A 25,420-nucleotide genomic window follows, 5' to 3' on the forward strand; every position below is an offset into this window, starting at 1 on the left:
CTTTGACGCGTAACCAAAAAGTAGCGTTAATATGTGGCGCTAGTGGTCAAGATGGCTCCTATTTGGCACGCTTTCTTTTGCGTAAAAATTATGTTGTTTGGGGTACATCTAGAGATGCGCAGGGGGCATCTTTTCAAAACTGGAAAGTTCTCGGCATTAATGATGCTCAGATAAAAAAAATATCGATGATCCCTGAGGACTTTCGTAGCGTTTTTGTGGCGTTAGAAAAGAGCTCTCCTGACGAGGTGTATTTTTTGGCAGGGCAGTCTTCCGTAGGATTATCGTTTGAACAGCCAGCCGAGACCATACAAAGTATTACTTTGGGTACGCTCAACATGCTCGAAGCGTGTCGCATGACGGCGCGACCAGTGCGCATGTACCATGCGGGGTCAAGTGAGTGCTTCGGCGACACAGCGGGAGAAGCAGCATCCGAGTTGACACCGTTACAGCCTTCAAGTCCATACGCGGTAGCCAAGGCGTCTGCCTATTGGTTGGTGGAGAACTATCGAAAAGCGTATGATTTATATGCCTGTACTGGGATCTTATTTAATCACGAGTCGCCTTTACGGCCTACACGCTTTGTCACTCAGAAAATTATTTCAACTGCCAAGCGTATTGCTTCCGGGTCGTCTGAAAAACTTAGATTGGGTCGTATGGATATTTCACGTGACTGGGGGTGGGCCCCTGAATATGTGGAAGCAATGTGGTTGATGTTGCAACAGGAAGCACCTGAGGATTATGTGATAGCCACTGGGCATACCGCTACGTTGGAGCAGTTCGTCCATGAGACATTTAAGTGTTTAGGCCTTGATTGGAAAAAATATGTAGTTGTTGATGAGGAGTTTTTTAGGCCCACTGATTTGTTGGTAAGTCGGGCTGATATATCTAAAGCACAAAGTAAGTTGGGTTGGAATGCTACTTTTAAAATGCCCGATGTGGTTAGGGGTATGTTGAGTGCGTTTGATTAATTTCATGGTGGAGAATTTTAATGTCTATTAAAAAAGCCTTAATAACTGGCGTAACAGGACAAGATGGGTCTTATCTGGCAGAATTTTTGCTCGAGAAGGGTTATGAGGTGCATGGGATTAAACGGAGAGCCTCTTCGTTTAATACTCAGCGTGTCGATCATATATATCAAGATCCGCATGTAAATAACCGGAATTTTGTTCTGCATTATGGCGATCTAAGTGATTCGTCTAATTTGACTCGAATTATTCAGGAAGTACAACCAGACGAAGTTTATAATTTAGGTGCGCAATCTCATGTCGCGGTCAGTTTCGAATCTCCTGAATACACGGCTGACGTGGACGCAATGGGGACCTTACGGATCCTTGAGGCCATCCGTTTACTAGGTCTCGAAAAGAAGACTCGTTTCTACCAAGCGTCTACTTCAGAACTGTACGGTCTAGTTCAAGAGACGCCTCAAAAGGAAACGACTCCTTTTTACCCTCGGTCTCCCTACGCGGTTGCAAAGCTGTACGCCTATTGGATTACGGTGAATTACCGTGAAGCCTATGGTATGTACGCTTGTAATGGCATTTTGTTCAATCATGAGTCTCCACGTCGTGGCGAGACTTTCGTAACTCGCAAGATCACTCGAGCGCTGGCTAATATTTCTCAAGGTTTAGAGAGATGCTTGTTTCTAGGTAATATGGACGCTCTGCGCGATTGGGGGCATGCTAAAGACTACGTCCGTATGCAGTGGATGATGTTGCAGCAGGAGCAGCCTGAAGATTATGTAATTGCCACTGGTGTCCAGTATTCCGTGCGCGAGTTTGTTCGCTGGTCTGCGGCAGAATTGGGCATTACGTTACGCTTTGAAGGTAATGGTGTAGATGAATATGCCGTGGTTGAGCGTATCGATGGCGAATTGGCGCCGGCGTTGAAGGTTGGTGATGTAATCGTACGTGTAGATCCACGTTACTTCCGCCCAGCAGAGGTAGAGACGTTGCTGGGTGACCCAACTAAAGCGAAGCAACAGCTTGGCTGGGTTCCGGAGATTACCGTGCAGGAAATGTGTGCAGAAATGGTTCGAGAGGACCTCAAGGCTGCTCAAAGGCACGCCTTGCTCAAGCAATATGGTCATGACATTCCGGTTGCTGTGGAGAACTGATGATGTCGCGCGAATTGGACCAGACAATTTTTGTTGCCGGCCATCAGGGTATGGTTGGCTCAGCGATCGTGCGTCGCCTCCAAAAGCTTGGATATTGCTCTATTCTTAGTGCTGGTCGAAACGAGCTTGACCTACTGGACCCACATGCAGTTCATGCCTACTTTTCGGAGAATCGAATCGACCAGGTGTATTTGGCAGCAGCCAAGGTGGGGGGGATTCACGCCAACAACACGTTTCCTGCGGACTTCATCTATGACAATTTGATGATCGAAGCGAATGTGATTCACGCCGCTCATCATTCGAATGTTCAGCGGCTGCTGTTTCTTGGATCTTCCTGCATCTATCCCAAGCATGCGATTCAGCCGATGAAGGAAGAGGCATTGTTGACGGGACCCCTGGAGCCGACTAATGAGCCATATGCCATCGCCAAAATTGCCGGAATAAAATTGTGCGAGAGCTATAATCGTCAGCATTCTCGCGACTACCGCAGTGTCATGCCCACCAATCTTTACGGGCCGTATGACAACTATCACCCACAAAATAGTCACGTGATTCCGGCGCTGCTTCGTCGCTTTCACGAAGCTGTTCAGGCCGAACAAGCCGAAGTGGTTATCTGGGGCAGCGGTAATCCGATGCGGGAATTTTTGCATGTCGACGACATGGCAGCAGCCAGCGTGCATGTAATGGAGCTTGATACTGATACCTATCAAGCCAAAACCCAGCCGATGTTATCTCATATCAATGTCGGCACCGGCCAAGACTGTACGATTCGTGAATTGGCGGAAACTATAGCGAAAATCACTGGCTTCAAAGGTCGTTTAGCTTTCGATGCCAGCAAACCGGATGGTGCTCCACGCAAGTTGATGGATGTTTCGCGGCTTCGTGCGCTTGGTTGGCAATCGACGATCGGCTTGGAACAGGGGTTGGGCGATGCTTATCATTGGTTTGTTGAGCATAGGCTCGAAGCCAGGGATTGATGAACAGGAATCCTTGCAGGCACGTACTAATTCGCTCATCGGTTTTTTAGCTGCAATTTTGTGTGCAAGTCTGTGAGGATATAGTGCTTAGTCTCGTTACATTGGCAGCAGAAGTTAAAGGACGATCTTTATGTTTCTTCCGGTAATCATGGCGGGTGGCTCGGGCTCCCGCCTTTGGCCGTTGTCTCGCCAGCTCAATCCCAAGCAGTTTTTGCCTTTGGTTGATGCCGTGCAATCATTGCTCCAGGCAACCATAAAACGCTTGGAAGGGCTGGATCACCATTTGCCGATACTTATCTGCAATGAGCAACACCGCTTCCTGGCGGCAGAGCAACTGCGTCAGTTGGGAATGGAAGATGCGCGAATATTGTTGGAGCCTGTCGGGCGAAATACAGCTCCAGCTGTCGCCCTGGCGGCATTGCAGGCCACTGCGTTGGGGGACGACCCGATTCTGTTGGTGCTGGCTGCCGATCACCTTATTCAGAATGTCGAGGCTTTCCACGCGAGTCTCTGCTGCGCGTTGACGCTGGCGGAAGAGGGCAAGCTGGTGACGTTCGGAATCGTGCCTACTCATCCGGAAACGGGGTTTGGTTATCTGGAAAAAGGCGCAGCGCTTGCTCATGGCGGTTTCGTTGTCAGTCGGTTTGTTGAAAAACCCGACTCAAAAACTGCGCAAGCATACCTCGACAGTGGCCAATACTATTGGAATAGTGGGATGTTCATACTCCGCGCCAGTCGTTACCTGCAGGAGTTGGAGCGCTTTGCCCCGGCAATCCTGGAGGCTTGCCGCGCTTCTTTTGAAAATGCACAGCAAGACATGCATTTTACCCGAGTCAACGCTGAAGCTTTTTCCGCATGCCCGGAGAACTCTATCGATTATGCGGTCATGGAGCATACTGCGGACGCGGTCGTGGTTCCGCTTGATGCAGGCTGGAGTGACATTGGTTCTTGGTCGGCGCTTTGGGAAACCGGCGATAAGGATGGCGAAGGCAATGTGTTGAAGGGGGACGTGCTGCTGGAGCGCACTCAGGATAGCTACGTGCATGCAACTTATCGGTTGGTGGCTACGGTAGGCGTTGATAATCTAGTAATTATCGAAACTAAAGATGCTGTTCTGGTTGCTCATAAGGATCAGGTACAAGACGTTAAAAAAATCGTTGATCAGCTCAAGAGCTGCAAGCGCCATGAGCATACGAGTCACCGCGAAGTGTATAGGCCGTGGGGGGTCTATGACTCAATCGATAACGGTCTTCGATATCAGGTCAAGCGTATTACGGTCAATCCGGGTGCCAAACTATCAGTGCAGATGCATCACCATCGCGCAGAGCATTGGATTGTTGTCAGTGGAACAGCTCGTGTGACTAATGGAGCTAAAACGTATCTTGTAACCGAAAACCAATCGACCTATATTCCAATAGGGCAGGTTCACGCCTTGGAAAATCCTGGTGTTATTCCCTTGGAACTAATTGAAGTTCAGTCGGGTACCTATCTGGGTGAAGATGATATAGTTAGATTTGCTGATAAATACGGTCGGAATTAGGTGTCATTAGTGAAGATTTCTATCATAACGGTTTGCTATAATAGTGCTGAAACCATTCGCGATACAATTGAGTCGGTTTTATCACAGAGCTACAAAAATATTGAATACATTGTCGTTGATGGAGCGTCGAAAGATGGAACAGTCGATATAATATCGGAGTATAAAGATCGAATTTCTAAAGTTATAAGTGAGCCGGACAAGGGGATCTATGATGCCATGAATAAAGGTGTTGTGGCCTCTACCGGGGATTTTGTGGGAATATTAAATTCAGATGATATTTTTTTCGAAAATGAGACCATTCAAAATCTGGTCACGCACTTAAAAAAACATCCTTCTATAGAAGCTTCGTATGCGGATTTGGTTTTTGTAGAGCGCGAGCATACGGCTGTAGTAACTCGTAAGTATTCGTCCTCAGGTTTTTTGCCTTGGAAAGTACGTTTTGGTTTCATGGTTCCTCATCCTACGTTTTACGCGCGCCGGCAGTTATTCGAGAAGCTTGGTAATTATAAATTGGGGTATCGTGTCTCTGCGGATTTTGAATTAATGGCCCGTTTTTTCACAAAAGGCGTAAAAATGGTCAGGTATCCGGCTGTTATGGTGAAAATGCGGGAGGGAGGAATAAGTACAACTGGTTTTTGGTGGCGAGTTCATCAGAATTTTGAGATAATAAGAGCCTGCAAAGAAAATGGTATTTATACGAATGCCCTCATGATTGCTATGAAAATCCCATTCAAACTTGCCAGTTATTTCAGAAGATGAAGTAGTATGAAACGAGTTTTACTTACGGGGAGTACTGGGTTCGTGGGCGGCGCGCTGCAAACTGTTCTTCATCGGTTGTACTCAGTAGTAGCGACCTCGCGTTTAACACAAACCTTGGCTGACGGGTCATCGACTATTGGCGTGGGTGATCTTTCTGCTAACACTCAATGGATGGATGTGTTGCAGGGTATAGACTGCGTTGTGCATCTCGCCGGTAGAGCGCATAAGTTGACTGATACGGTAGCTGACCCACTATCGCTATTCAGAAGAGTGAATGTTGAGGGTGCTCTTAATTTGGCGCAGCAAGCATCTGACGCAGGTGTTAAAAGATTTGTATTTATCAGCTCCGTTGGTGTCCACGGCTCTCGTACTCTAGCAGGCTCTTTAAATGAATTATCTCCAATGCTTCCGCGCGCAGATTATGCAATATCAAAGATGGAAGCGGAGATTGGCCTGCGGGAAATTTCAGAAGCTGGTGGGATGGAGTTGGTTATAATACGCCCTCCATTGGTTTATGGGGGACATGCTCCTGGTAATTTTCGACTGCTGCTCAAGCTAGTAGCGAGTGGGTTTCCGCTTCCGTTTGGAGGAGTTAATAATCAGCGTAGTATGGTAGCCCTCGGTAATTTGATTGACCTGATTTTGCTCTGTATGGAACATCCTTTAGCTGCCAATCAGACTTTTTTAGCATCGGATGGTGTAGATGTATCAACTCCGCAGGTTATGCGATATCTGGCTGCGGGCATGGAGCGTGAAATAAGGCTGTTTTCCGTGCCGAACTTCTTCATGCATGCCGGGGCCTCTCTGGTTGGAAGGCAGAATGCCTATTATCAACTTTGCGGGTCTTTAAGCATTGACTCAGGTAAGGCTCGAGATCTTTTGGGTTGGGTGCCTCCGTCGACTCCTGCACAGGCCCTATTTAAAGCTGGGCAGGACTATATTTCTTCACAAATTCATTGATGCTTCAGTATCTCTTCTTTTTTAATGGACTGCATCCGGAATGTTTACTTGGTTGTTATTACCTTTCGTAATCCTAGTCTCGCTTTTGCTCACCGGAGTATTACGTCGCTACGCGCTCGCTCGAAGTATTATTGATATTCCTAATGCGCGTAGCTCTCACTCCGTACCTACGCCACGAGGCGGTGGTGTTGCGATCGTTTTGAGTTACCTGTTAGCACTCTCCTTGTTAGCTTTCGCTGGCTTTATTTCATGGTCTGCCGCTTGGTCTATGCTGGGTGCAGGTTCCGCTATTGCGCTCCTCGGTTTTCTCGATGACCACGGCCATATCGCGGCCCGCTGGCGTTTGTTAGGTCATTTTTCTGCATCGATATGGGCGCTTTGCTGGCTAGGTGGTCTGCCCGCCATTACGTTATTCGGCTTTAACCTTGAGTTTGGTTGGTTGGGACACATCCTCGCCGTACTCTATCTGGTCTGGTTGCTCAACCTTTACAACTTCATGGATGGTATTGACGGTATTGCGAGCATCGAGGCCATTTGTGCCTGTCTGGGTGCTTGTCTATTGTATTGGTTGGCCGGCTTTAACAGTTTGATTGTTGTGCCTCTGGTGCTTGCGGCGTCGGTGGCTGGTTTTCTGTATTGGAATTTTCCGCCCGCTCGCATTTTCATGGGCGACGCAGGAAGTGGTTTTCTTGGAATCATTTTAGGACTGCTCTCGCTACAGGCGGCTTGGGTTTCACCCAATCTGCTTTGGGCTTGGCTTGTCCTGCTAGGCGTGTTCATTGTGGATGCCACCTTCACTCTGGTCCGCAGGCTGGTACGCGGCGATAAAGTATATGAGGCTCATCGCAGTCATGCCTATCAGTTTGCATCCCGTCGCTTTGGCAAGCACCTGCCGGTTACGCTCGCTGTTGGGGCGATTAACCTATTCTGGTTGCTACCGATAGCAGCGTGCATTGTATTGTGGGGGCTGGACGGTGCTTTTGGATTGCTTCTGGCTTATTTACCGTTAGTCGCGCTGGCGTATAAGTTCAACGCCGGGGCGCTTGAAGACGTGGAACCGCTGGTGCTCAATCAAGACTGAGGATTTTTCTAAAGCACACGCCTTTCAGAGACGTAGAATAGGCACCGGTTTTTAATTTATGGAGAAACATTAGGTGGCCGACGGCGTTATGGAAAAGGTGCGAGCGTTTTTAGTGGGGTTGCCCCGTCGTAAAAAGCGACTGCTTCAGGTGTTTACTGACATTGTCGTCGTTTGGGCAGCCCTTTGGCTGGCCTTTGTCGTGCGCCTCGGCATAGAGGACATGATCAACCCATTCCGTGGCCATTTCTGGCTGTTCATGGCGGCGCCCGTTATCTCCATTCCGCTGTTCATCCGCTTTGGTATGTATCGAGCGGTCATGCGCTATTTTGGCAATGACGCGTTGATTGCCATTATCAAGGCGGTCAGTCTTTCGGCTTTGATTTTGGGGGTTGTTGTCTATTGGTACAGCAACCACCAAAACGTCGTCCCGCGCTCAATCATTTTCAACTATTGGTGGTTGAGTCTGATCATGGTGGGAGGTTTGCGTTTAGCGATGCGCCAGTATTTTATGGGTGACTGGTTCAACACTACTCAGCATGTGCCTTTCACTAATCATGACGACGGGCTTCCTCGTGTTGCAATCTATGGTGCCGGGGCGGCAGGTAACCAGTTGGTCGCAGCATTGCGGATGGGGCGTTTGATGCGTCCTGTGGCATTCATCGACGATGACTTGAGTATTTCTGATCGGGTCATCGCGGGTTTGCATGTGTACAAGCCCAAGCACATTCAGCGAATGATAGATATCACCGGCGCCCAGGAAATCTTGTTGGCTATCCCGTCTTCGAACCGCGGTCGTCGCCGCGAGATTTTGGGTTTCCTAGAGGAGTTTCCGTTGCACGTGCGTAGTGTTCCTGGCTTCATGGATCTGGCGAGCGGGCGCGTCAAGGTAGATGACATCCAGGAAGTCGACATTGCGGACCTGCTCGGCCGCGATACGGTACCCGCGCAAGCGGAACTGCTGGAACATTGCATCAAGCGCCAAAGTGTTCTGGTCACCGGAGCCGGGGGCTCTATCGGTTCTGAGTTGTGCCGGCAAATCCTTTCCTTCCGTCCCACTACATTGCTGCTGTTCGATCACAGCGAGTTCAATCTCTACACAATTCTTTCCGAGCTTGAACAGCGTGTAATGCGAGAGTCACTGTCGGTAAAGTTGGTGCCGATCCTGGGGTCCGTACGTAATCAGTCCAAGTTGCAGGATGTGTTGAAAGCGTGGCGGATCGACACGGTTTACCATGCGGCCGCTTACAAACATGTACCGATGGTGGAGCACAATATTGCCGAGGGCGTACTGAATAATGTGTTCGGCACGCTCAGTACTGCTCAAGCCGCGTTGCAGTCGGGCGTTGCCAACTTTGTTCTAATTTCAACAGACAAGGCTGTGCGCCCTACTAACGTGATGGGTAGTACCAAGCGTCTAGCCGAGTTGACGCTACAGGCGCTTAGTCGTGAACTGGCGCCGGCGCTGTTTGGTGACAGCTCCAATGTGTCCAGGGTAAACAAAACCCGCTTCACCATGGTCCGCTTCGGCAACGTATTGGGTTCGTCTGGTTCGGTTATTCCGCTGTTCCACAAGCAAATCAAGTCGGGCGGGCCGCTGACGGTCACCCATCCTAAAATCACCCGTTATTTCATGACCATTCCCGAGGCTGCTCAGTTAGTGATTCAAGCGGGCTCCATGGGGCTGGGCGGCGATGTGTTTGTCTTGGATATGGGCGATCCGGTCAGGATCGTCGAGCTGGCGGAAAAGATGGTTCATCTGTCGGGTCTGAGTGTGCGATCCGAGCGCAATCCTCATGGCGATATAGCCATTGAATTCACTGGATTGCGCCCAGGCGAGAAGCTGTATGAAGAGTTGCTGATTGGCGATAACGTGGTTGCCACCCAACACCCAATGATCATGAGCGCAAACGAAGACTACCTGGCGTGGGATGTGCTTAAAGACAAATTGACGGAGTTGCTCACGGCCGTGGAACAGGACGACTACGCCCGTGTTCGCCAGCTCCTGCGCGACACCGTCAGCGGCTACTCCCCAGACGGTGAAATCGTCGACTGGATCTACCAGCAACGTCGCCTGGAACCATGAGTTAACACTCTGTAACCCACCCACTTTTGACACCCTCCATCCATCGCCTAACGTAGAAAAGCAGCTCCGGAAAAGCTGCTTTTTCTACCTAATCGATGTCATGGAGCCTCACCAATGCAAAACACCTACCTAACTTCCCTAATCTTCGCCTTCCTCACCACTCTATCCGTAGCCACCAACGCAGCCCCATCAATCAAATCCGAACCCCCAACCCCCATCGCCGCCCAGATGACCAAAACCGAACAATCCACCAAGGTCAACCTCAACGCCGCCGATGCCGAAACCCTGCGTCGTGACCTCTTCGGCATCGGTGCCGCGAAGGCCAACGCAATCATCGCCTATCGCGAAAGCAACGGTCCGTTCATGGCGGTGGATGAATTGTTGGAAGTAAAGGGCATCGGCAAGGCGTTGCTGGAGAAAAATCGGGGTAGGTTAGAGATCAAATAAGTATCGAGAGGCCGGTCACTGACCGGCCTTTTTTTCATCCGGGTTCTGCGCTTTCAAACCGTCGCCCACGATTTCCACGATGCATGTTAACCAAGCTAAATCGTTTTACACCGCGCAGCTCTTGGCATGGAAAGTGATTACTGACACAGGGAGGATTGTTCAACAATCGTGAGGTAACGATGCCACTCAGCTTGTCCTTAGCCGACCAGATCGCTCTGGAACTGCGTGCCGACATCATCGGTGGGCGACTGTTGCCGGGAATGGCGCTGGTCGAGGCGGAGTTGGTCAAGGCCTATAACGCGTCGCGCAATACGATTCGTGAGGCGTTGCACCGTTTGGGCCAGGAAGGGTTGACGCGCTATGTGCGCAACAAGGGCGTGATGGTGCGTCGGTTGGAGCGCGAAGAGGTGCGGGATTTATTTGTCGTCCGTCGCACCCTTGAATTGCAGGCCATTGCCCAGAGCGGTGCGCTCACCCAATACCAATCCGAGCGTATGCAAAACGCCATCGAGGCCACCGCGCTGGCCCGCGAGCGCGAGGACTGGCGAGCGGTGGCCACCCACAGCCTGGTGTTTCACCAGCAGATTGTCGGGCTGATGTGTAGCCCGCTGTTCGATGAGTTTTTCGCTCAGGTAATCGCCCAATTGCGTCTGGTGTTTTGCGCCGCGCCCGATGAACAGCGCTTTCAGTCGCCCTGGCTGGAGCGTGATCGTGAAATATACGAGTTACTGATCCACGGAAATAAACCGGCGGCAGGCGAGGCGATGAGCCTGTACCTGGATGATTCCGAACGCCTTTCGTTAGCCCTGTTTACGCACCCTTGATCGAGGAACCGCAGCATGTACAAAGACTATCCAGCCGCTTACCAGGTCAGCAAAGGTTCGGCGTTGCAGGTCGACACAGCGTTTTATGAGCGTATTCGTGAGCGCAAGGATCAGCGCACTTTGATCGAGCAGTTCGAGGTGCCCATCCGCACGGGCAGAGCGTGGAAGGTACCGGCCGGGCATGTGTTCCGTGTGACCACGCCGGTCGGTCCGCAGGTCGGCGATTTCAACGTGTGGAACGCAAATGATCCCCGCGAGCGCTTATGGGCCGCGCGCACGCGCCAGTTGCAGGGTGCGCATGTCAGCACCCATGACCGACTGTGGTCGAACCTGCCATTCCTGCGGCCGTTGGTGACCATTACCGACGACAGCCTGGCGAGCTACGGCATTGATGAACACGGCGGGCGCTTGCACGATTTGCTCGGTACCCGCTGCGACCCGTATGTGAACCGCATGCTCACCGGCGAAGATTTCCATCATCACTGCCACTCGAACCTGACGCGTGCGGTATTGCCTCACGGTCTGACGGAATTTGACGTGCATGACGTGCTGAATATTTTCCAGTGCACGGGCCTGAATCACGACGACATGTATTTCATGAAGGCGTGCCCGGCGCAGAAGGGCGATTACCTGGAGTTTTTTGCCGAGATTGATTTGCTATGTGCGCTGTCGACTTGCCCGGGTGGGGATCTGTCGCTGCCGATGTGGGGGCCGGATGCGCAGGACCCGCTGACGGTGTGCCGTCCGCTGGGGGTTGAGATTTATCGATTGGAAGAAGAGTTGCTGGGCGGTTGGAGCCAGCCTGAGCGTGCTGCCTATAAGGGACAGCACGGGTTGCAGATTGCCAAGGCGGATTGGGAGTAATCGGGGGAGGGGGCTGCTTCGCAGCCCAACGGGAGCAAGCTCCCTCGCCACAGGGGCAAGCCAGGTCAGCGGTCCTGCGCGTCCTTGGCATCCGCCTGGGCGTTGCGCTCGGCCACGCGTTTGCGTTGTTCGTCGGTGAGTTCCACCTTGTTGGCGCTGTCACGCAGCATCATCAGCCCTCCGACGATCGACCCGATCGCAACTACCATAATCAACCACGCATACCACGGCATAAGGCTCTCCTTGAGGCAGATTACCGTGGGAGAATTTTCCCACGGCAATAACTACTTTGAGTTACGGGCTTTCTGAGTAGTTCAGTGTAGGCCCGTTCTGCCTCGAAACCTTAGAGCCCGGTCAACATTGCATCTGCCGGTGCATCGGCACGGTCCTGCGCGGTCATCTGGAAGTAGATGAAACCCACCGCCATGAAGCCGAGGAAGATCATCCCGATCAGCGCGTTGAACCACGCCATGGCCACCAGGCACACCACAGCCAGCACCAACGCAATGCCGGGCACGATCGGATAACCCGGCGCGCGGAAGGTACGTTCCAGCAGCGGCTCGGTCTTACGCAGTTTGAACAGGCTGAGCATGCTCATGATGTACATCACGATAGCGCCGAATACCGCCATGGTGATCATCGCCGCAGTCAGGGTCATGCCGCCCAGGTTGATCAGGCCATCGCTATAGATCGCGGCGATGCCGACCACGCCACCGGCAATGATTGCCCGGTGTGGTGTCTGAAAGCGCGACAATTTGGCGAGGAAAGATGGCAGGTAACCGGCGCGGGCCAGGGCGAAGAACTGGCGCGAGTAGCCCAGGATAATGCCGTGGAAGCTCGCCACCAGGCCGAACAGGCCGATCCACACCAGCATGTGCAACCAGCCGGAGCTGTCGCCGACCACGGTTTTCATGGCCTGTGGCAGGGGATCGTTGATGTTCGACAGGGTGCGCCAGTCGCCCACACCGCCGGCAAAGAACATCACGCCCATGGCCAGGATCACCAGGGTCAGGATGCCGCTGATGTAGGCTTTTGGAATGGTGCGCTTCGGATCTTTCGCTTCCTCGGCCGCCATGGCTGCGCCTTCGATGGCCAGGAAGAACCAGATGGCAAATGGAATCGCCGCAAACATCCCGGCAATCGCCGGGGCGCCGAAGGTGTCGGAACCGGCCCAGCCATTCAGGGCAAAGTTGCTGAAGCTGAACGCGGGCGCGACCACGCCCATGAACACCAGCAGCTCAGCGACGGCGAGCACACACACCACCAACTCGAAGGTAGCGGCGAGTTTCACGCCGAGAATATTCAGCCCCATGAACACGATGTAGGCACCGACGGCCGCGTGTTTGGGGTCCAGGGCCGGGAACTGCACATTCAGATACGCGCCGATCGCCAAGGCGATGGCGGGCGGAGCGAAGACAAATTCGATCAGTGTGGCGAGGCCTGCGATCAAGCCGCCTTTCTCACCAAATGCGCGACGACTGTAGGCAAACGGTCCGCCTGCGTGAGGAATGGCGGTAGTCAGCTCGGTGAAACTGAAGATAAAGCAGGTATACATCGCTGCGACCATCAACGAGGTCACCAGGAAGCCCAAGGTCCCGGCCACGCCCCAGCCATAGCTCCAGCCGAAGTATTCCCCGGAAATCACCAGCCCGACGGCAATGCCCCATAAATGCAGAGTGCCCAAGGTGGGTTTAAGTTGTGTGTTCATCGTGCTGCGCTCCCTGAACGGTTTGGAATGATTCAAGGTGTTGCAGCGGCCATGCCAGCCTGGGAATCATTGTCGTAAAGCGGCGCAACTGTCGTGTGGGGGACGGTTTGGCGTTTGAAATTTGCCGGCGTCGCACCAGATAGGTGCGGCGGTGACGGTGCCGACGCTATCGGGAGCAAGCCCCCTCCCACAGGTTGACTGGCGCTCGGCATGACAACTCGGTCAAGTGAGGGAGGGGGCTTGCTCCCGATAGCGCCCGCCCAGACGCTGGAAACCCGCAGTGTAAACCCCGCATAAATCCACTCTTTACGCCATCTTTACGCCCCGCCCACCCCCTCGCTCTCGTTCCTTTACGCCACTCCTGCGGACAATTGCCCCACACGCGGCACTCGCCGCTAAACGGAGAGACTTCCATGAGCGTTCTGGACGGGGTGTCACTGCTATTGGCCGTGGCGCTGTTCATTTATCTGCTGGTTGCGCTGTTACGCGCGGATCGGAACTAGGAGCTGGCCATGCACAGTTATGACTATTGGCTGATCATCGCCTTCTTTGCCGTGGTACTGGTGCCGGCGCCGTTCTTGGGGCGGTTCTACTACAAAGTAATGGAAGGCCAGCGCACGTGGTTGAGCCCGGTGCTGGGGCCTGTCGAAAAAGCCTGTTATCGCCTGTCGCGGGTGGACGAGCATCAGGAACAAAGCTGGCAGAAATACATGCTGGCCTTGCTCGCGTTCAACCTCGCGGGCTTTTTGCTGTTGTTCGCGATCCTGCTGTTCCAGGACTATCTCCCACTGAACCCGCAGAAATTGCCGGGCCAGGAATGGACACAGGCTTTCAATACAGCGGTCAGTTTCATGACCAACACCAACTGGCAGTCCTACAGCGGTGAGGCGTCCCTGAGCTACCTCAGCCAGATGGCTGGCCTGACCGTGCAGAACTTCGTCAGCGCGGCCACCGGCCTGGCCGTCCTGGTCGCGCTGTGCCGTGGGATCGGGCGCAAATCCACCAAGACGCTGGGTAACTTCTGGGTCGACATGACCCGCGCCACGCTCTACGGCCTGTTGCCGTTGTGTCTGGTGCTGGCGCTGTTCCTGGTATGGCAGGGCGTACCGCAAACCTTCGCGCACTACGTTGATGCCGTGACGATGCAAGGCGTGGATCAGGTGATCCCCCTGGGCCCGGCGGCCAGCCAGATTGCGATCAAGCAATTGGGCACCAACGGCGGTGGTTTTTTCGGTGTCAACTCGGCGCATCCCTTTGAAGACCCGACTGCCTGGGCCAACCTGTTTGAGGTGGCGTCCATCATCCTGATCCCGGTGGCGTTGGTATTCACTTTCGGTCATTACGTCAAAGACCTGCGCCAAAGCCGCGCCATTCTTGGCTGCATGCTGGCGCTGTTCCTGATCGGCGGCGCGACTTCACTGTGGTCCGAGTATCAGCCCAATCCGACCCTGAACAACCCGGCCGTAGAGCAAACCGCGCCGCTGGAAGGCAAGGAAGCGCGCTTCGGCACCACTGGCACGGTGCTGTGGTCAGTGACCACCACCGCGGCGTCCAACGGTTCGGTCAACGGCATGCAGGACAGCCTCAGCCCCCTCAGCGGGATGGTGGCGCTGGTCAACATGATGGTCGGTGAAGTGATCTTCGGCGGTGTCGGCGCCGGTATGTACGGCATGTTGCTCAACGTGTTGATCGCGGTGTTCCTGGCTGGCCTGATGATCGGCCGCACCCCGGAATACCTGGGCAAGAAACTCCAGGCCAAGGAAGTGCAGTTGCTGGTCGTGACCCTGCTGGTGATGCCGGTGGGCGTGTTGGTACTGGGTGCCATCGCCGCGAGCCTGCCGGGCCCTGCCGGCGCAATCAGCAACCCCGGCCCTCACGGTTTCAGCCAGTTGCTGTACGCCTACACCTCGGCCAGCGCCAACAACGGCTCGGCGTTCGGCGGTTTCAGTGCCAATACACCGTTCCATAACCTGATGCTGGGCCTGGGCATGTTGATCGGCCGTTTCGGCTACATCCTCCCGGTACTGGCCCTGGCCGGCAGCCTGGCGATGAAGAAGACCGCACCGATTGGCCAGAACAGCTTCCCGACCCATGGTCCGCTGTTCGTGACCCTGTTGACCGTGACCATTTTGCTGGTGGGCGGCCTGACTTTCCTGCCGACGCTGGCATTGGGTCCCATCGCTGAACATCTGAGCATGGCTGCTTCTAAATGAAGAGCCAAGGGGATATGAAAATGAATATGCCTGCAAAAAATGCAGCCCCGGTCAAAACCCAGGAGCCCGCCAAAACCGCCCTCTCTTCCCTGTGGCGCCCGGCGCTGGTCCAGGCGTTCGTCAAGCTGGACCCGCGCCAGCTGCAACGCTCGCCAGTGATGCTGGTGGTCGAGCTGACCGCGATCCTCACCACCGTGCTGTGCTTTGTGCCCGACACCGCTGTACCGACTTATGTGGCTGTGCAAATCGCCGTGTGGCTGTGGTTTACGGTGCTGTTCGCCAACTTCGCTGAAGCCTTGGCCGAAGGACGCGGCAAGGCCCGCGCTGACAGCCTCAAGGCCGGCAGCGAAGGCCTGAGTGCGCGCCGTAAGGAAGCCGATGGCAGCTTCAAGGTCGTGCCCGCCACTAGCCTGCGTAAAGGTGATGTGGTGCGTGTGGCCGCCGGGGAAATGATCCCCGGCGATGGCGAGGTTGTCGAGGGCATCGCAGCGGTCAACGAAGCGGCGATCACCGGTGAATCCGCACCGGTGATCCGCGAGTCCGGCGGCGACCGCTCGGCCGTCACCGGCAATACGCGGCTGGTGTCGGACTGGCTGCTGATCCGCATCACCGCCAACCCCGGCGAGTCCACCCTGGACCGCATGATCGCCCTGGTCGAAGGCGCCAAACGTCAGAAAACCCCCAACGAAGTCGCGCTGGATATTCTGCTGATCGGCCTGACTCTGATCTTCCTGCTGGTGGTCGTGACCTTGCAGCCGTTCGCCCACTTTGCCAATGGCAGCTTGCCCCTGGTGTTTTTGGTCGCACTGCTGGTGACGCTGATTCCTACCACCATCGGCGGCTTGTTGTCGGCCATCGGTATTGCCGGCATGGACCGCCTGGTGCGCCTCAACGTGATCGCCAAGTCCGGCCGTGCCGTGGAGGCGGCCGGTGACGTGCACGTGTTGCTGCTGGACAAGACCGGCACCATCACCTTCGGTAACCGTCGTTGTTCAGCGGTAGTGGCTGCACCGGGTGTCAGCGGCAAGGACCTGGCCGAAGGTGCGCTGCTGGCGTCCCTGGCGGACGACACGGCAGAAGGCAAATCCATCGTCGAATACCTGCGGGCTCTGCACCCGCAGGCCGAGCCAACCCTGGATGAGCTGACCGCCGTACCGTTCAGCGCCGAGACCCGCTTGTCCGGTGTTGACTACCAGGGCCGCGTGTTCCGCAAAGGCGCGGTGGATTCGCTGCTGGCGTTTATCGGTCAGCAACGCGGCGACCTGCAACCGGCTCTGTCACGGGAAATCGACAAGATCGCCCAGAGCGGCGGCACGCCATTGCTGGTGTGTGCCGACGGCAAATTGCTCGGTGCCATCCACCTCAAGGACGTGGTCAAGCCCGGTATCCGCGAACGTTTCGCTGAGCTGCGCAAGCTGGGCATTCGCACCGTGATGGTCACCGGTGACAACCCGCTGACAGCCGCTGCGATTGCTGCCGAAGCCGGTGTGGATGACGTGCTGGCCGAGGCGACCCCGGAGAAAAAACTCGCGCGCATCCGTCACGAGCAAAACGACGGCCGCTTGGTGGCGATGTGCGGCGACGGCGCTAACGACGCCCCGGCACTGGCCCAGGCGGACGTCGGCATGGCGATGAACGACGGCACCCAGGCGGCGCGTGAAGCCGCCAACATGGTCGACCTCGACAGCGACCCCACCAAGCTGCTGGACGTGGTGCAGATCGGTAAAGAGTTGCTGGTGACTCGCGGCGCGTTGACCACCTTTTCCATCGCCAACGACGTGGCCAAGTACTTCGCGATCCTGCCGGCGTTGTTCGCCTCGATCTACCCGCAGTTGGGCGTTCTCAACGTGATGCATTTGCAGAGCCCGCAGAGCGCGATTCTCTCGGCCATTGTGTTCAACGCGCTGATCATCGTCGTGCTGATCCCCTTGGCGCTGCGCGGTGTGCGGGTGCACGCCGCGAGTGCAGCGGCGTTGCTGCGGCGCAACCTGTTGATCTACGGCCTGGGCGGGCTGCTGGTGCCGTTTGTGGGCATCAAGGCGATCGACATGCTGCTGACTGCATTGCACCTGGTTTGACCCGATGCCGGTGGGCACCATCCCGTGCCCACAGGTTGCAAAGACCGAATTGAGGAATTTGAAATGTCCAACATAATCCGTCCAGCCCTGAGCCTGCTGGTGCTCATGACCCTGATCACCGGCGTCGCCTATCCACTGGTGGTCACCGGTGTCGCCCAAGTCGCCTTCCCGGACCAGGCCAACGGCAGCCTGGTGCGTGATGCCAGTGGCAAGGTGCGTGGCTCCAGCCTGATCGCCCAGGATTTTACCGGTGACAGCTGGTTCCATCCGCGTCCTTCGGCGGGTGCCTTTGCGACGGTTTCCAGCAGCGCCAGTAACCTTGGCCCAAGCAACCCGGCCTTGGCCACCCGCGTGTTCGATGACGCGAACAAGCAGTGGGTGCCCAGCCAGGGGCCGGTGCCTTTGGCGTTGTTGACTACCTCCGGCAGCGGTCTTGATCCACACTTGCCACCCCAGGCGATTGCCTATCAACTGGCACGGGTGGCTGCCGCGCGAAATGTGCCGGTCTCCACCCTGCAACGGTTGATGGATGAACATATCGAAAGCCCGCTGGTGGGGCCGCCTGTGGTGAATGTGCTGGCGCTGAACATGGCCCTGGAAAAACTCTGAACCCTGTGGGAGGGGGCTTGCCCCCGATAGCAGAGTGTCAGTCAACACAGGTATCGACTGAACCACCGAAATCGGGGGCAAGCCCCTCCCACATTGGATTTTCTCTGGGTCTGAACAATTGAAGGAAACCCCAGCATGAGCGACTCCGGCCGCGCCGATGCCCTGTTAGCCGATCTGCCCCGGGACGGCCGTGGCCGGCTCAAAGTTTTCCTCGGCGCCGCGCCGGGTGTGGGCAAGACCTACGCCATGCTCCAGGCCGCCCACACCCAACTGCGCCAGGGCGTCAAACTGATCGCCGGCGTGGTTGAAACCCACGGCCGCGCCGAGACCGAAGCGTTGCTCAGCGGCCTGCCGCAACAACCGCTGTTGCGCAGCGAATACCGTGGCGTGATGCTCGAAGAAATGGACCTCGACGGCCTGCTCGCCGCCAAGCCCAAGCTGGTGCTGGTGGACGAACTGGCCCACAGCAACGCCCCCGGCAGCCGCCATGAAAAGCGCTGGCAAGACATCCAGGAACTGCTCGCCGCCGGCATCAACGTGTTTACCACGGTCAACGTCCAGCACTTGGAAAGTCTGAATGACCAGGTCCGCGGCATCACCGGTGTACAGGTGCGCGAAACCTTGCCGGATTGGGTGCTGCAGGAAGCCGACGAACTGCTGCTGATCGACCTGCCGTCCCGCGAACTGCTCGAGCGTCTGCGCGACGGCAAGGTCTATGTGCCGGAGCAGGCCCGCGCTGCCATCGATGCATTCTTTACCCAGACCAACCTGATGGCCCTGCGTGAGCTGGCGATGCAGACTGCCGCCGCCCACGTCGACGACGATTTGGCCCAGGGCTATCGCCAGCTCGGCCAGGCGGCGCCGGCGGTGCGTGGGCGCTTGTTGGTGGGCGTGGATGGCGACGCGCAAGCCGAACGCCTGGTGCGCCATGCCAGTCGCGTCGCCCAGCGTCGGCATTTGCCGTGGAGCCTGGTGCATATCGACAACGGCCGTGCGCGGGATGAACAGGCCCGCCTGCGCCTGCAAAACGCCCAGCAACTGGCCGAGCGTCTTGGCGGCGAAGTGGTGCTGCTGCGGGCGGGGGAGGTGGCCAAGACCTTGATCCAGCATGCTGCCGAACGCCGCGCCAGCCTGCTGTTGGTGGGGCAGTCGCGAATGGGTTGGCGGCGTCGCCTGTTCGGTGGCGGCTTGGCGGCGCGGTTGTTGCGTAATGCCCGGGGTTTGGAAATCAACGTCCTCGACAGCGACGATGTGCCCGCAGTCCCACGCTTGCCGGATGTGCGCGGTCTGGTGTGGTTCGATTACGCCTTGGCCGTGGTGGCGACCATCATCGCCGCCGGCGTGGCCTGGGCAGTGGCAAGCGTGTTGCCACTGCCGAATATCTCGCTGGTGTTTCTCGCCGCCGTGTTGCTGGTGGCCGTGCGCAGCAGCCTGGGGCCGTCCCTGGTGTGTGCGGCGTTGTCATTCCTGGCGTATGACTTTCTGTTCATTCCGCCGAGCTTTTCCTTTGCCATCCAGCGCGAAGAAGACGTGCTGACCCTGTTGTTCTTCCTGCTGATGGCGGCGCTGACCGGCAACCTTGCCGCGCGCCAGCGCCGCCAGTTGCAGGCGTTGCGCGACACCCAGGAAGAAACCAGCGAACTGCTCGACCTGTCGCGCAAACTCACCGCCGCCACCGACCGCCAGGCGGTGATCAGCGCCGCCGCCCACCACCTGGAAGGCTGGAGCGACCTGGATCTGTGCCTGGTCAATCGCGACGGCCAGGGTGGCTGGAAGGTCGAGACCGGCGGCCCGCTGACCTTCACCGAAGCCGAGCGTGCTGCGGCCGATTGGGCCTGGCAGCATGACCAGCCGGCAGGCATGGGCACCGGCACCTTGCCGTTCGGGCGCTGGTGGTGGTGGCCGTTGTCGGGTGAGGAGGGGCCGCTGGGGTTGCTCGGCGTCAGTGCCAAGCCGGGTCTGGAATTGAGTGGCCAGCGGCGTCGTTTGCTGACCGCCTTGAGCCAGCCTCTGGCCCAGGCCCTGGCGCGGGCGCAGTTGGCCCAGGAGTTGGAATCCGCACGTTTGCATGGCGAAACCGAGCAACTGCGCAGCGCCTTGCTTGCGTCGGTGTCCCACGATTTGCGCACACCGTTGACCTCCATGCGCGGCAGTATCGACAGCCTGCTGGCGCTCGGCGAAGCCATCCCCCTGGAGGATCGCCGCGAGTTGCTTGAAGGCACCCGCGATGAAGCCGAACGCCTGGACCGCTATATCCAGAACCTGCTGGACATGACTCGGCTGGGCCATGGGGCGCTGAAGCTGGCGCGGGACTGGGTGTCGCCCGGCGATATTGTCGGCAGTGCGCTCGGGCGTTTGCGCGCGGTGCTGGCGCCGCTGCTGGTGAGCACCGATGTGCCGGCGGAGTTGCCGTTGCTCTATGTACATGCCGCGTTGATCGAACAGGCACTGGTCAATGTATTGGAAAACGCCGCGCGTTTTTCACCGCCCCAAGGTCGATTGCAACTCAGTGCCGGTGTGGCGAATAACCAATTGTTTTTCGCTGTGGCGGATGAGGGGCCGGGTATTCCTGAGGATGAGCGGGCGAAGATTTTCGATATGTTCTACACCGCTGCACGCGGTGATCGAGGCGGGCAGGGCACCGGCCTGGGCCTGGCGATCTGCCAGGGCATGGTCGGCGCCCACGGTGGGCATATCAGCGTGGCCGAGGGCATTGATGGGCGCGGTACCTGTATCACCTTGTTCCTGCCATTGCCGACACAGCCTGGCCTGGAAGGCGAGGCGTGAGCTACCCTGTTTTCTCTACGGATGTTGATTGGACGCCATGAGCCAGACCGCGACGATTTTAGTCATTGATGACGAACCGCAAATCCGCAAATTCCTGCGCATCAGCCTGGCTTCCCAGGGCTACAAAGTGATCGAGGCCGGTACCGGCAACGAAGGCCTGGCCCAGGCGGCGTTGAGCAAGCCCGACTTGCTGGTGCTCGACCTGGGCCTGCCGGACATGGACGGCCAGCAGGTACTGCGCGAGTTTCGTGAGTGGTCGACGGTGCCGGTACTGGTGCTGTCGGTAAGGGCCAGCGAAGGGCAGAAGGTCGAAGCCCTCGACGGTGGCGCCAATGATTATGTCACCAAGCCCTTCGGCATCCAGGAGTTCCTGGCTCGCGTGCGGGCCTTATTGCGTCAGGCACCCGTGGGCGAGCCCCAGGAAGCGGCGTTGCAGTTTGGCCCGTTGATGGTGGACCTGGCCTATCGCCGCGTGCTGCTGGACGGCGCCGAGGTGGCACTTACCCGCAAGGAATACGCCGTGCTGGCACAACTGGCGCGGCATCCGGGACGGGTGATCACCCAGCAGCAACTGCTCAAGGACATCTGGGGGCCGACTCACACCGAAGACAGTCACTACCTGCGGATTGTGGTGGGGCATCTGCGCCAGAAGCTGGCGGATGATCCGACCCAGCCGAGGTTTATCGTGACCGAGGCGGGAGTGGGGTATCGGTTGTTGAGTGCCTGACAGCTGTCAGCGCTGCTCACTCTCATAGCGATCCAGTGTATCGCTGGCAATTTCCCGGCCCAGTGCGATTAACTCCGGGGCCTTGTAGAACTCGAAAAACCGGCACACCCGCTTCGGCACGTTGATCAGCACATCCGGCGGGTAGCCCGCGATCTTGTATTGCGCCAGCGAGGTCTGCATCACCTCGAAACTCTGGTTGATCAGGTCCAGCAGTGACGCCGGCCCGACGTTATCGATGATGAACGACCCGGTAGCCGACTTCGGCGCCCCAGGCTTTTCCGGTGCGGCGGCGGGTTGCTGGGATTCTGGCTCGGCCGACTCCAGCCACGGATTGATCTCGGCCGCCTGGGCCTGCAAGGCTTCCTGCTCGAGTTTCATCAACTGCTCGGCCTGCTTGCGGCGAAACGGCAGGTGCGAACCCAGTGATTTCGCCAGGCTGTTGAAGCGGCTCTTGAACGCCGGCGGGCGCTGGATCACCGGCAAATGGTAGTGTTTCTGGTTGGTGGCGTTGAGGTTGACCGCGATGATCAGGTCACAATGGCTCGACACCACCGGCACGATGGGCAGCGGGTTGAGCAGGCCGCCGTCCACCAGCATGCGGTTGCCTTGCATCACCGGGGTGAACAGGCTTGGAATCGCCGCCGAGGCGCGCATGGCCTGGTGCAGGCAACCTTCCTGGAACCAGATTTCCTGTTGGTTGGTCAGGTCGGTGGCGACGGCGGTGTAGGGGATGCGCAGCTCTTCGATATTGATCTCGCCGACGATCTTGCGGATTTGCCCGAAGACCTTTTCGCCACGAATCGCCCCAAGGCGGAAACTGACGTCCACCAGACGCAGCACGTCGAGGTAGTCGAGGCTTTCAATCCAGTTTCGATACTCGTCCAGTTTGCCCGCGGCGTAGATCCCACCCACCACGGCACCCATGGAGCAACCGGCGATACAGGCGATGTCGTAACCGCGCCGTTCGATTTCCTCGATTACTCCGATATGGGCATAGCCTCTGGCCCCGCCGGACCCCAGCACCAAGGCAACACGTTTCTTCATGGTCGATGTCCTTCATAAGCGGGTGCCCACAATGCACCTATTTTAGGGGCTGCTTCAATCTTCGTTGCGCCTGGCAATATTTTTCAAGAATAGCGCTCAGGCTCGGGTATGCTCTGGCAATAGGTACTACCGATTTCAGGCTAAGGACAAGGCACTTTTTCTTGTAGGCAACGTCTACACCGTACGACTGTTTTTCTTTATTTTGAGGTGTCATCGATGAAAGCCTGGATGTGTGTGCCTGTGATCATGTTGGCCCTGGCGGGTTGCGCCGGGAAAACCGCATACCGCGACAGCTGTGGCTCGCAATTGGATGCCGCCTGGAAAGAGCTCGACCTGGCCAAGGCCGAAGGTTTTGCCGGCACCGTCAGCTACTCCAAGGCCCTGTCTTTGTTAACTGGCGCCAAGACTCAGCAGCAATTCGAAGCGTTTGAAGGCTGCTCAAACAAGGCCGAGAAAGCGCGGTTCTATATTCGTGAGTCGCGCGCCGGGCGTTAACTGGCCGCGCAGAGTGGGATTTTTCATCTGAGAGTGAGGGCAGGATGTCAGCTTTGGTCGATCAGTTAGTCGCTCAGGTCATTGGCCTGGAAGTAGGGTTACTGAGCTGCCAGGCTCGCCTCGCTGCCGTCACCGATGATGAAGCCCTGCATGATCTGCGCACCACCGTGCGCCGCCTGCGCAGCCTGTTGCGCCCTTTGCGCGGGCTGCCGGGTGTGGAACAGCTTGAATTGGCCGCCGGCACGGTCGGCCAGTTGACGACGCCACTGCGCGACCGAGAGGTGCTGGCGGCGTATTTGCATCAGCATGGTTATCACGAGGCCGCTGATCGACGCCTGCGCCTGCAACCCGACGCCTATCGCCAGGTGGCGCAAGGCCCGGAAGTTGCCCATCTGCTGCTGATCCTTGATGCATTCCCGCGCTTTATCCGCGCCTCGGAACACCAGAAATTGCTCAAGGGTTTGCGACCGCGCATTGAGAAGCGCCTGGCCAAGCAATGGCAGAAACTCGATCAAGCACTGAAAGATCCAGACCATGATCGCCACCGTTTGCGCTTGTTGATCAAGCGTGTGCGCTATGCCGCCGAGGCTTACCCCCAGCTGGATAAGTTGCCCTCCAATGCCCTGCCACGCCTGAAAAAAGCCCAAGCGGCACTGGGTGATTGGCATGACTGCTGGCAATGGTTAGCCCAGGCCGAATATCAAGCTGATCTGCAGCCCTGTGTTGCAATATGGCATCGCACCATGGCCAAGGCCGAAGGGCAGGCGGATCGGGTGCTGGACAAACTCAGCGCGGATTGTTTCTAAATCGGTCCGGCTTTTGGCCGGAATAAGCGCTGTACCTTGCCGGCTCCATGGTTAAGATCGACCATCTGTTTCTTTTGATGTGAGGTCGCCATGCGCTTTAGTGATTTGCTCGACGCCGCCCGTAGCAACCCGCTGGAGATCACCATTCCTGCCGAATGGGCCCAGGGCCGAGCGTCCTTTGGTGGCCTGGTCGCGGCGTTGCAACACGAAGCCTTGCGCGCCCAGGTGCCGACGGACCGCCCACTGCGCTCGCTCGCGATCACCTTCGTTGGCCCGGTCGAGCCCGATGTACCCGCCAGCTATCAAGTCGAAGTGTTGCGTGAAGGCAAGGCGGTCAGCCAGTTGCTCGGTCGCGTGGTGCAGAAGGGTGACGTGGCGACGCTGGTCCAGGCGAGTTTTGGTGCGTCCCGCGAGTCGGAAATCGAGGTGGCGAGCGAACCACCGCCAACGTTCAAGCACTGGGATGAATGCCAGGAACTGCCCTATATCAAGGGCGTCACGCCTGAGTTCATGCGCCACCTGGCGATGCGCTGGAGCGTTGGCGGTTTGCCGTTTACCGGTAATAAATCCCGCGAGATGGGCGGGTGGGTTCGCTTGCGCGGGGATGTGAAGGAGGAACCGCTGACCGAAGCGCATATCCTCGCCCTGGTCGATGCCTGGCCACCGGCGCTGCTGCCGCACCTGAAAAAGCCTGCTCCGGGCAGCACCCTGACCTGGACCATCGAGTTCATCCAGCCGTTGCAGAATCTGACGACCCTGGACTGGTGCCAGTACCACGTCAGCATTGAACATGCGCGCGACGGCTACGGCCACGCCGCCGCCGCGCTGTGGAGCCCAACCGGCGCGTTGATCGCCCTCAGCCGCCAGACCGTGGTGGTCTTCGCCTGATGCTCAGTGGCGCTGCCGCCAGGCACGCCACCAGCCACCGCTCAACACAAAGCGCGGGAACGTCACGAACTGCTCGACCACCAGACGCTGCACCGCGTCTTTACGATCACTGAATGGCTCACTGGCCTGGGCTTCCAGGCTATGGCCATGACGCTGCAGCGCCAGGCCCGCGAGGATGCCGACTACGCCAATGGCGAAACTGGCCAGGCTCAGGCTGAACACTCCGGACACAATCAACAGAAACCCGATGATAAACAGCGGTACGGCAATCAGGTGCAACGCCAGGTTGGTCGGGTGCTGATGGTTCTGCGGGTAGTTACGCCATTGCCAGGCGGGGAGATTGGGATGACGTTTGCCCATGATGGTGAACCCTCTGTCCGTTGAAATAATATGGGGAGAGTTTAGGTGGGGGTGGGC

At 57.0% G+C, this 25,420-nt stretch carries 24 protein-coding genes; 20 read left to right on the top strand and 4 right to left on the bottom strand.

What is annotated here, in order from left to right:
* The first annotated feature begins 2 nt into the window (after positions 1 to 2).
* The 11 genes from HCF10_RS18775 (at position 3) to HCF10_RS18825 (ending at position 11,648) form a co-directional block, all read left to right on the top strand.
* The gene (locus tag HCF10_RS18775; protein WP_167656149.1) at positions 3 to 968 is read left to right on the top strand and encodes a GDP-mannose 4,6-dehydratase; all 966 of its coding nucleotides are present in this window, start codon (positions 3 to 5) and stop codon (positions 966 to 968) included.
* A 20-nt stretch (positions 969 to 988) separates the two neighbouring features.
* Positions 989 to 2,113 (top strand): GDP-mannose 4,6-dehydratase, encoded by a 1,125-nt coding sequence (gene gmd / locus HCF10_RS18780; protein WP_167656150.1) that lies wholly within the window; start codon positions 989 to 991, stop codon positions 2,111 to 2,113.
* Positions 2,114 to 2,115: 2 nt separating this feature from the next.
* A complete protein-coding gene (fcl, locus tag HCF10_RS18785) occupies positions 2,116 to 3,090 on the top strand; it encodes a GDP-L-fucose synthase (RefSeq protein ID WP_167656167.1) in 975 nt (324 codons plus the stop codon).
* A gap of 130 nt (positions 3,091 to 3,220) precedes the next feature.
* Positions 3,221 to 4,630 (top strand): mannose-1-phosphate guanylyltransferase/mannose-6-phosphate isomerase, encoded by a 1,410-nt coding sequence (locus tag HCF10_RS18790; protein ID WP_167656151.1) that lies wholly within the window; start codon positions 3,221 to 3,223, stop codon positions 4,628 to 4,630.
* Between the two features lie 9 nt (positions 4,631 to 4,639).
* The gene (locus tag HCF10_RS18795; RefSeq protein WP_167656152.1) at positions 4,640 to 5,389 is read left to right on the top strand and encodes a glycosyltransferase; all 750 of its coding nucleotides are present in this window, start codon (positions 4,640 to 4,642) and stop codon (positions 5,387 to 5,389) included.
* 6 nt (positions 5,390 to 5,395) lie between these two features.
* Positions 5,396 to 6,349 (top strand): NAD-dependent epimerase/dehydratase family protein, encoded by a 954-nt coding sequence (locus tag HCF10_RS18800; protein ID WP_167656153.1) that lies wholly within the window; start codon positions 5,396 to 5,398, stop codon positions 6,347 to 6,349.
* A gap of 40 nt (positions 6,350 to 6,389) precedes the next feature.
* On the top strand, positions 6,390 to 7,430 hold the full coding sequence (locus HCF10_RS18805; protein WP_167656154.1) for an MraY family glycosyltransferase: 1,041 nt from the start codon (positions 6,390 to 6,392) through the stop codon (positions 7,428 to 7,430).
* An 88-nt stretch (positions 7,431 to 7,518) separates the two neighbouring features.
* Entirely contained in the window at positions 7,519 to 9,513 is a 1,995-nt protein-coding gene (locus HCF10_RS18810) for a polysaccharide biosynthesis protein (RefSeq protein ID WP_167656168.1), read from the top strand.
* A gap of 114 nt (positions 9,514 to 9,627) precedes the next feature.
* On the top strand, positions 9,628 to 9,960 hold the full coding sequence (locus tag HCF10_RS18815; RefSeq protein WP_167656155.1) for a ComEA family DNA-binding protein: 333 nt from the start codon (positions 9,628 to 9,630) through the stop codon (positions 9,958 to 9,960).
* 179 nt (positions 9,961 to 10,139) lie between these two features.
* Positions 10,140 to 10,784, top strand: a complete 645-nt coding sequence (locus HCF10_RS18820; RefSeq protein WP_167656156.1) for a GntR family transcriptional regulator — start codon at positions 10,140 to 10,142, stop codon at positions 10,782 to 10,784.
* A 15-nt stretch (positions 10,785 to 10,799) separates the two neighbouring features.
* Positions 10,800 to 11,648: an urea carboxylase-associated family protein gene (locus HCF10_RS18825; protein WP_167656157.1), complete on the top strand. Its 849-nt coding sequence runs from the start codon at positions 10,800 to 10,802 to the stop codon at positions 11,646 to 11,648.
* A 65-nt stretch (positions 11,649 to 11,713) separates the two neighbouring features.
* Here the strand turns inward: HCF10_RS18825 and HCF10_RS18830 are convergent, their stop codons facing one another.
* Together HCF10_RS18830 and eat are read right to left on the bottom strand one after the other, a co-directional pair.
* The gene (locus HCF10_RS18830) at positions 11,714 to 11,881 is read right to left on the bottom strand and encodes a DUF2897 family protein (protein WP_003172675.1); all 168 of its coding nucleotides are present in this window, start codon (positions 11,879 to 11,881) and stop codon (positions 11,714 to 11,716) included.
* 110 nt (positions 11,882 to 11,991) lie between these two features.
* The gene (eat, locus tag HCF10_RS18835; protein ID WP_131699030.1) at positions 11,992 to 13,356 is read right to left on the bottom strand and encodes an ethanolamine permease; all 1,365 of its coding nucleotides are present in this window, start codon (positions 13,354 to 13,356) and stop codon (positions 11,992 to 11,994) included.
* 413 nt (positions 13,357 to 13,769) lie between these two features.
* Here eat and kdpF point away from each other — a divergent pair, with 413 nt between their 5' ends.
* The 6 genes from kdpF (at position 13,770) to HCF10_RS18865 (ending at position 21,770) form a co-directional block, all read left to right on the top strand.
* Positions 13,770 to 13,859 carry a K(+)-transporting ATPase subunit F gene (gene kdpF, locus HCF10_RS18840; protein WP_003218754.1) on the top strand — a complete coding sequence of 30 codons (90 nt, stop codon included), beginning with the start codon at positions 13,770 to 13,772 and terminating at the stop codon, positions 13,857 to 13,859.
* Positions 13,860 to 13,868: 9 nt separating this feature from the next.
* Positions 13,869 to 15,569 carry a potassium-transporting ATPase subunit KdpA gene (gene kdpA / locus HCF10_RS18845; RefSeq protein ID WP_167656158.1) on the top strand — a complete coding sequence of 567 codons (1,701 nt, stop codon included), beginning with the start codon at positions 13,869 to 13,871 and terminating at the stop codon, positions 15,567 to 15,569.
* Positions 15,570 to 15,589: 20 nt separating this feature from the next.
* The gene (kdpB, locus tag HCF10_RS18850; protein WP_205885737.1) at positions 15,590 to 17,647 is read left to right on the top strand and encodes a potassium-transporting ATPase subunit KdpB; all 2,058 of its coding nucleotides are present in this window, start codon (positions 15,590 to 15,592) and stop codon (positions 17,645 to 17,647) included.
* Between the two features lie 63 nt (positions 17,648 to 17,710).
* Positions 17,711 to 18,256 (top strand): potassium-transporting ATPase subunit KdpC, encoded by a 546-nt coding sequence (kdpC, locus tag HCF10_RS18855; protein WP_167656160.1) that lies wholly within the window; start codon positions 17,711 to 17,713, stop codon positions 18,254 to 18,256.
* A 135-nt stretch (positions 18,257 to 18,391) separates the two neighbouring features.
* Positions 18,392 to 21,043, top strand: a complete 2,652-nt coding sequence (locus HCF10_RS18860; RefSeq protein ID WP_167656161.1) for a sensor histidine kinase — start codon at positions 18,392 to 18,394, stop codon at positions 21,041 to 21,043.
* A 37-nt stretch (positions 21,044 to 21,080) separates the two neighbouring features.
* Complete coding sequence (locus HCF10_RS18865) at positions 21,081 to 21,770, top strand: response regulator (RefSeq protein ID WP_145338873.1); 690 nt, start codon at positions 21,081 to 21,083, stop codon at positions 21,768 to 21,770.
* Between the two features lie 6 nt (positions 21,771 to 21,776).
* Here HCF10_RS18865 and HCF10_RS18870 read toward each other — a convergent pair whose 3' ends face one another.
* Complete coding sequence (locus HCF10_RS18870) at positions 21,777 to 22,814, bottom strand: patatin-like phospholipase family protein (RefSeq protein ID WP_003172684.1); 1,038 nt, start codon at positions 22,812 to 22,814, stop codon at positions 21,777 to 21,779.
* A gap of 216 nt (positions 22,815 to 23,030) precedes the next feature.
* Between HCF10_RS18870 and HCF10_RS18875 the strand changes: the two genes are divergently transcribed.
* The 3 genes from HCF10_RS18875 to HCF10_RS18885 all read left to right on the top strand — a co-directional run bounded on the left by HCF10_RS18875 (position 23,031) and on the right by HCF10_RS18885 (position 25,003).
* Positions 23,031 to 23,309, top strand: a complete 279-nt coding sequence (locus HCF10_RS18875; RefSeq protein ID WP_003172685.1) for a hypothetical protein — start codon at positions 23,031 to 23,033, stop codon at positions 23,307 to 23,309.
* A 44-nt stretch (positions 23,310 to 23,353) separates the two neighbouring features.
* Positions 23,354 to 24,115 (top strand): CHAD domain-containing protein, encoded by a 762-nt coding sequence (locus tag HCF10_RS18880; RefSeq protein ID WP_167656162.1) that lies wholly within the window; start codon positions 23,354 to 23,356, stop codon positions 24,113 to 24,115.
* Between the two features lie 90 nt (positions 24,116 to 24,205).
* On the top strand, positions 24,206 to 25,003 hold the full coding sequence (locus tag HCF10_RS18885) for an acyl-CoA thioesterase (RefSeq protein ID WP_167656163.1): 798 nt from the start codon (positions 24,206 to 24,208) through the stop codon (positions 25,001 to 25,003).
* A gap of 3 nt (positions 25,004 to 25,006) precedes the next feature.
* Here the strand turns inward: HCF10_RS18885 and HCF10_RS18890 are convergent, their stop codons facing one another.
* Positions 25,007 to 25,363: an Mpo1-like protein gene (locus HCF10_RS18890; protein WP_131699038.1), complete on the bottom strand. Its 357-nt coding sequence runs from the start codon at positions 25,361 to 25,363 to the stop codon at positions 25,007 to 25,009.
* Positions 25,364 to 25,420: the final 57 nt, after the last annotated feature.

It is taken from the genome of Pseudomonas sp. B14(2022), from assembly GCF_012030485.1.
Taxonomy (GTDB): domain Bacteria; phylum Pseudomonadota; class Gammaproteobacteria; order Pseudomonadales; family Pseudomonadaceae; genus Aquipseudomonas.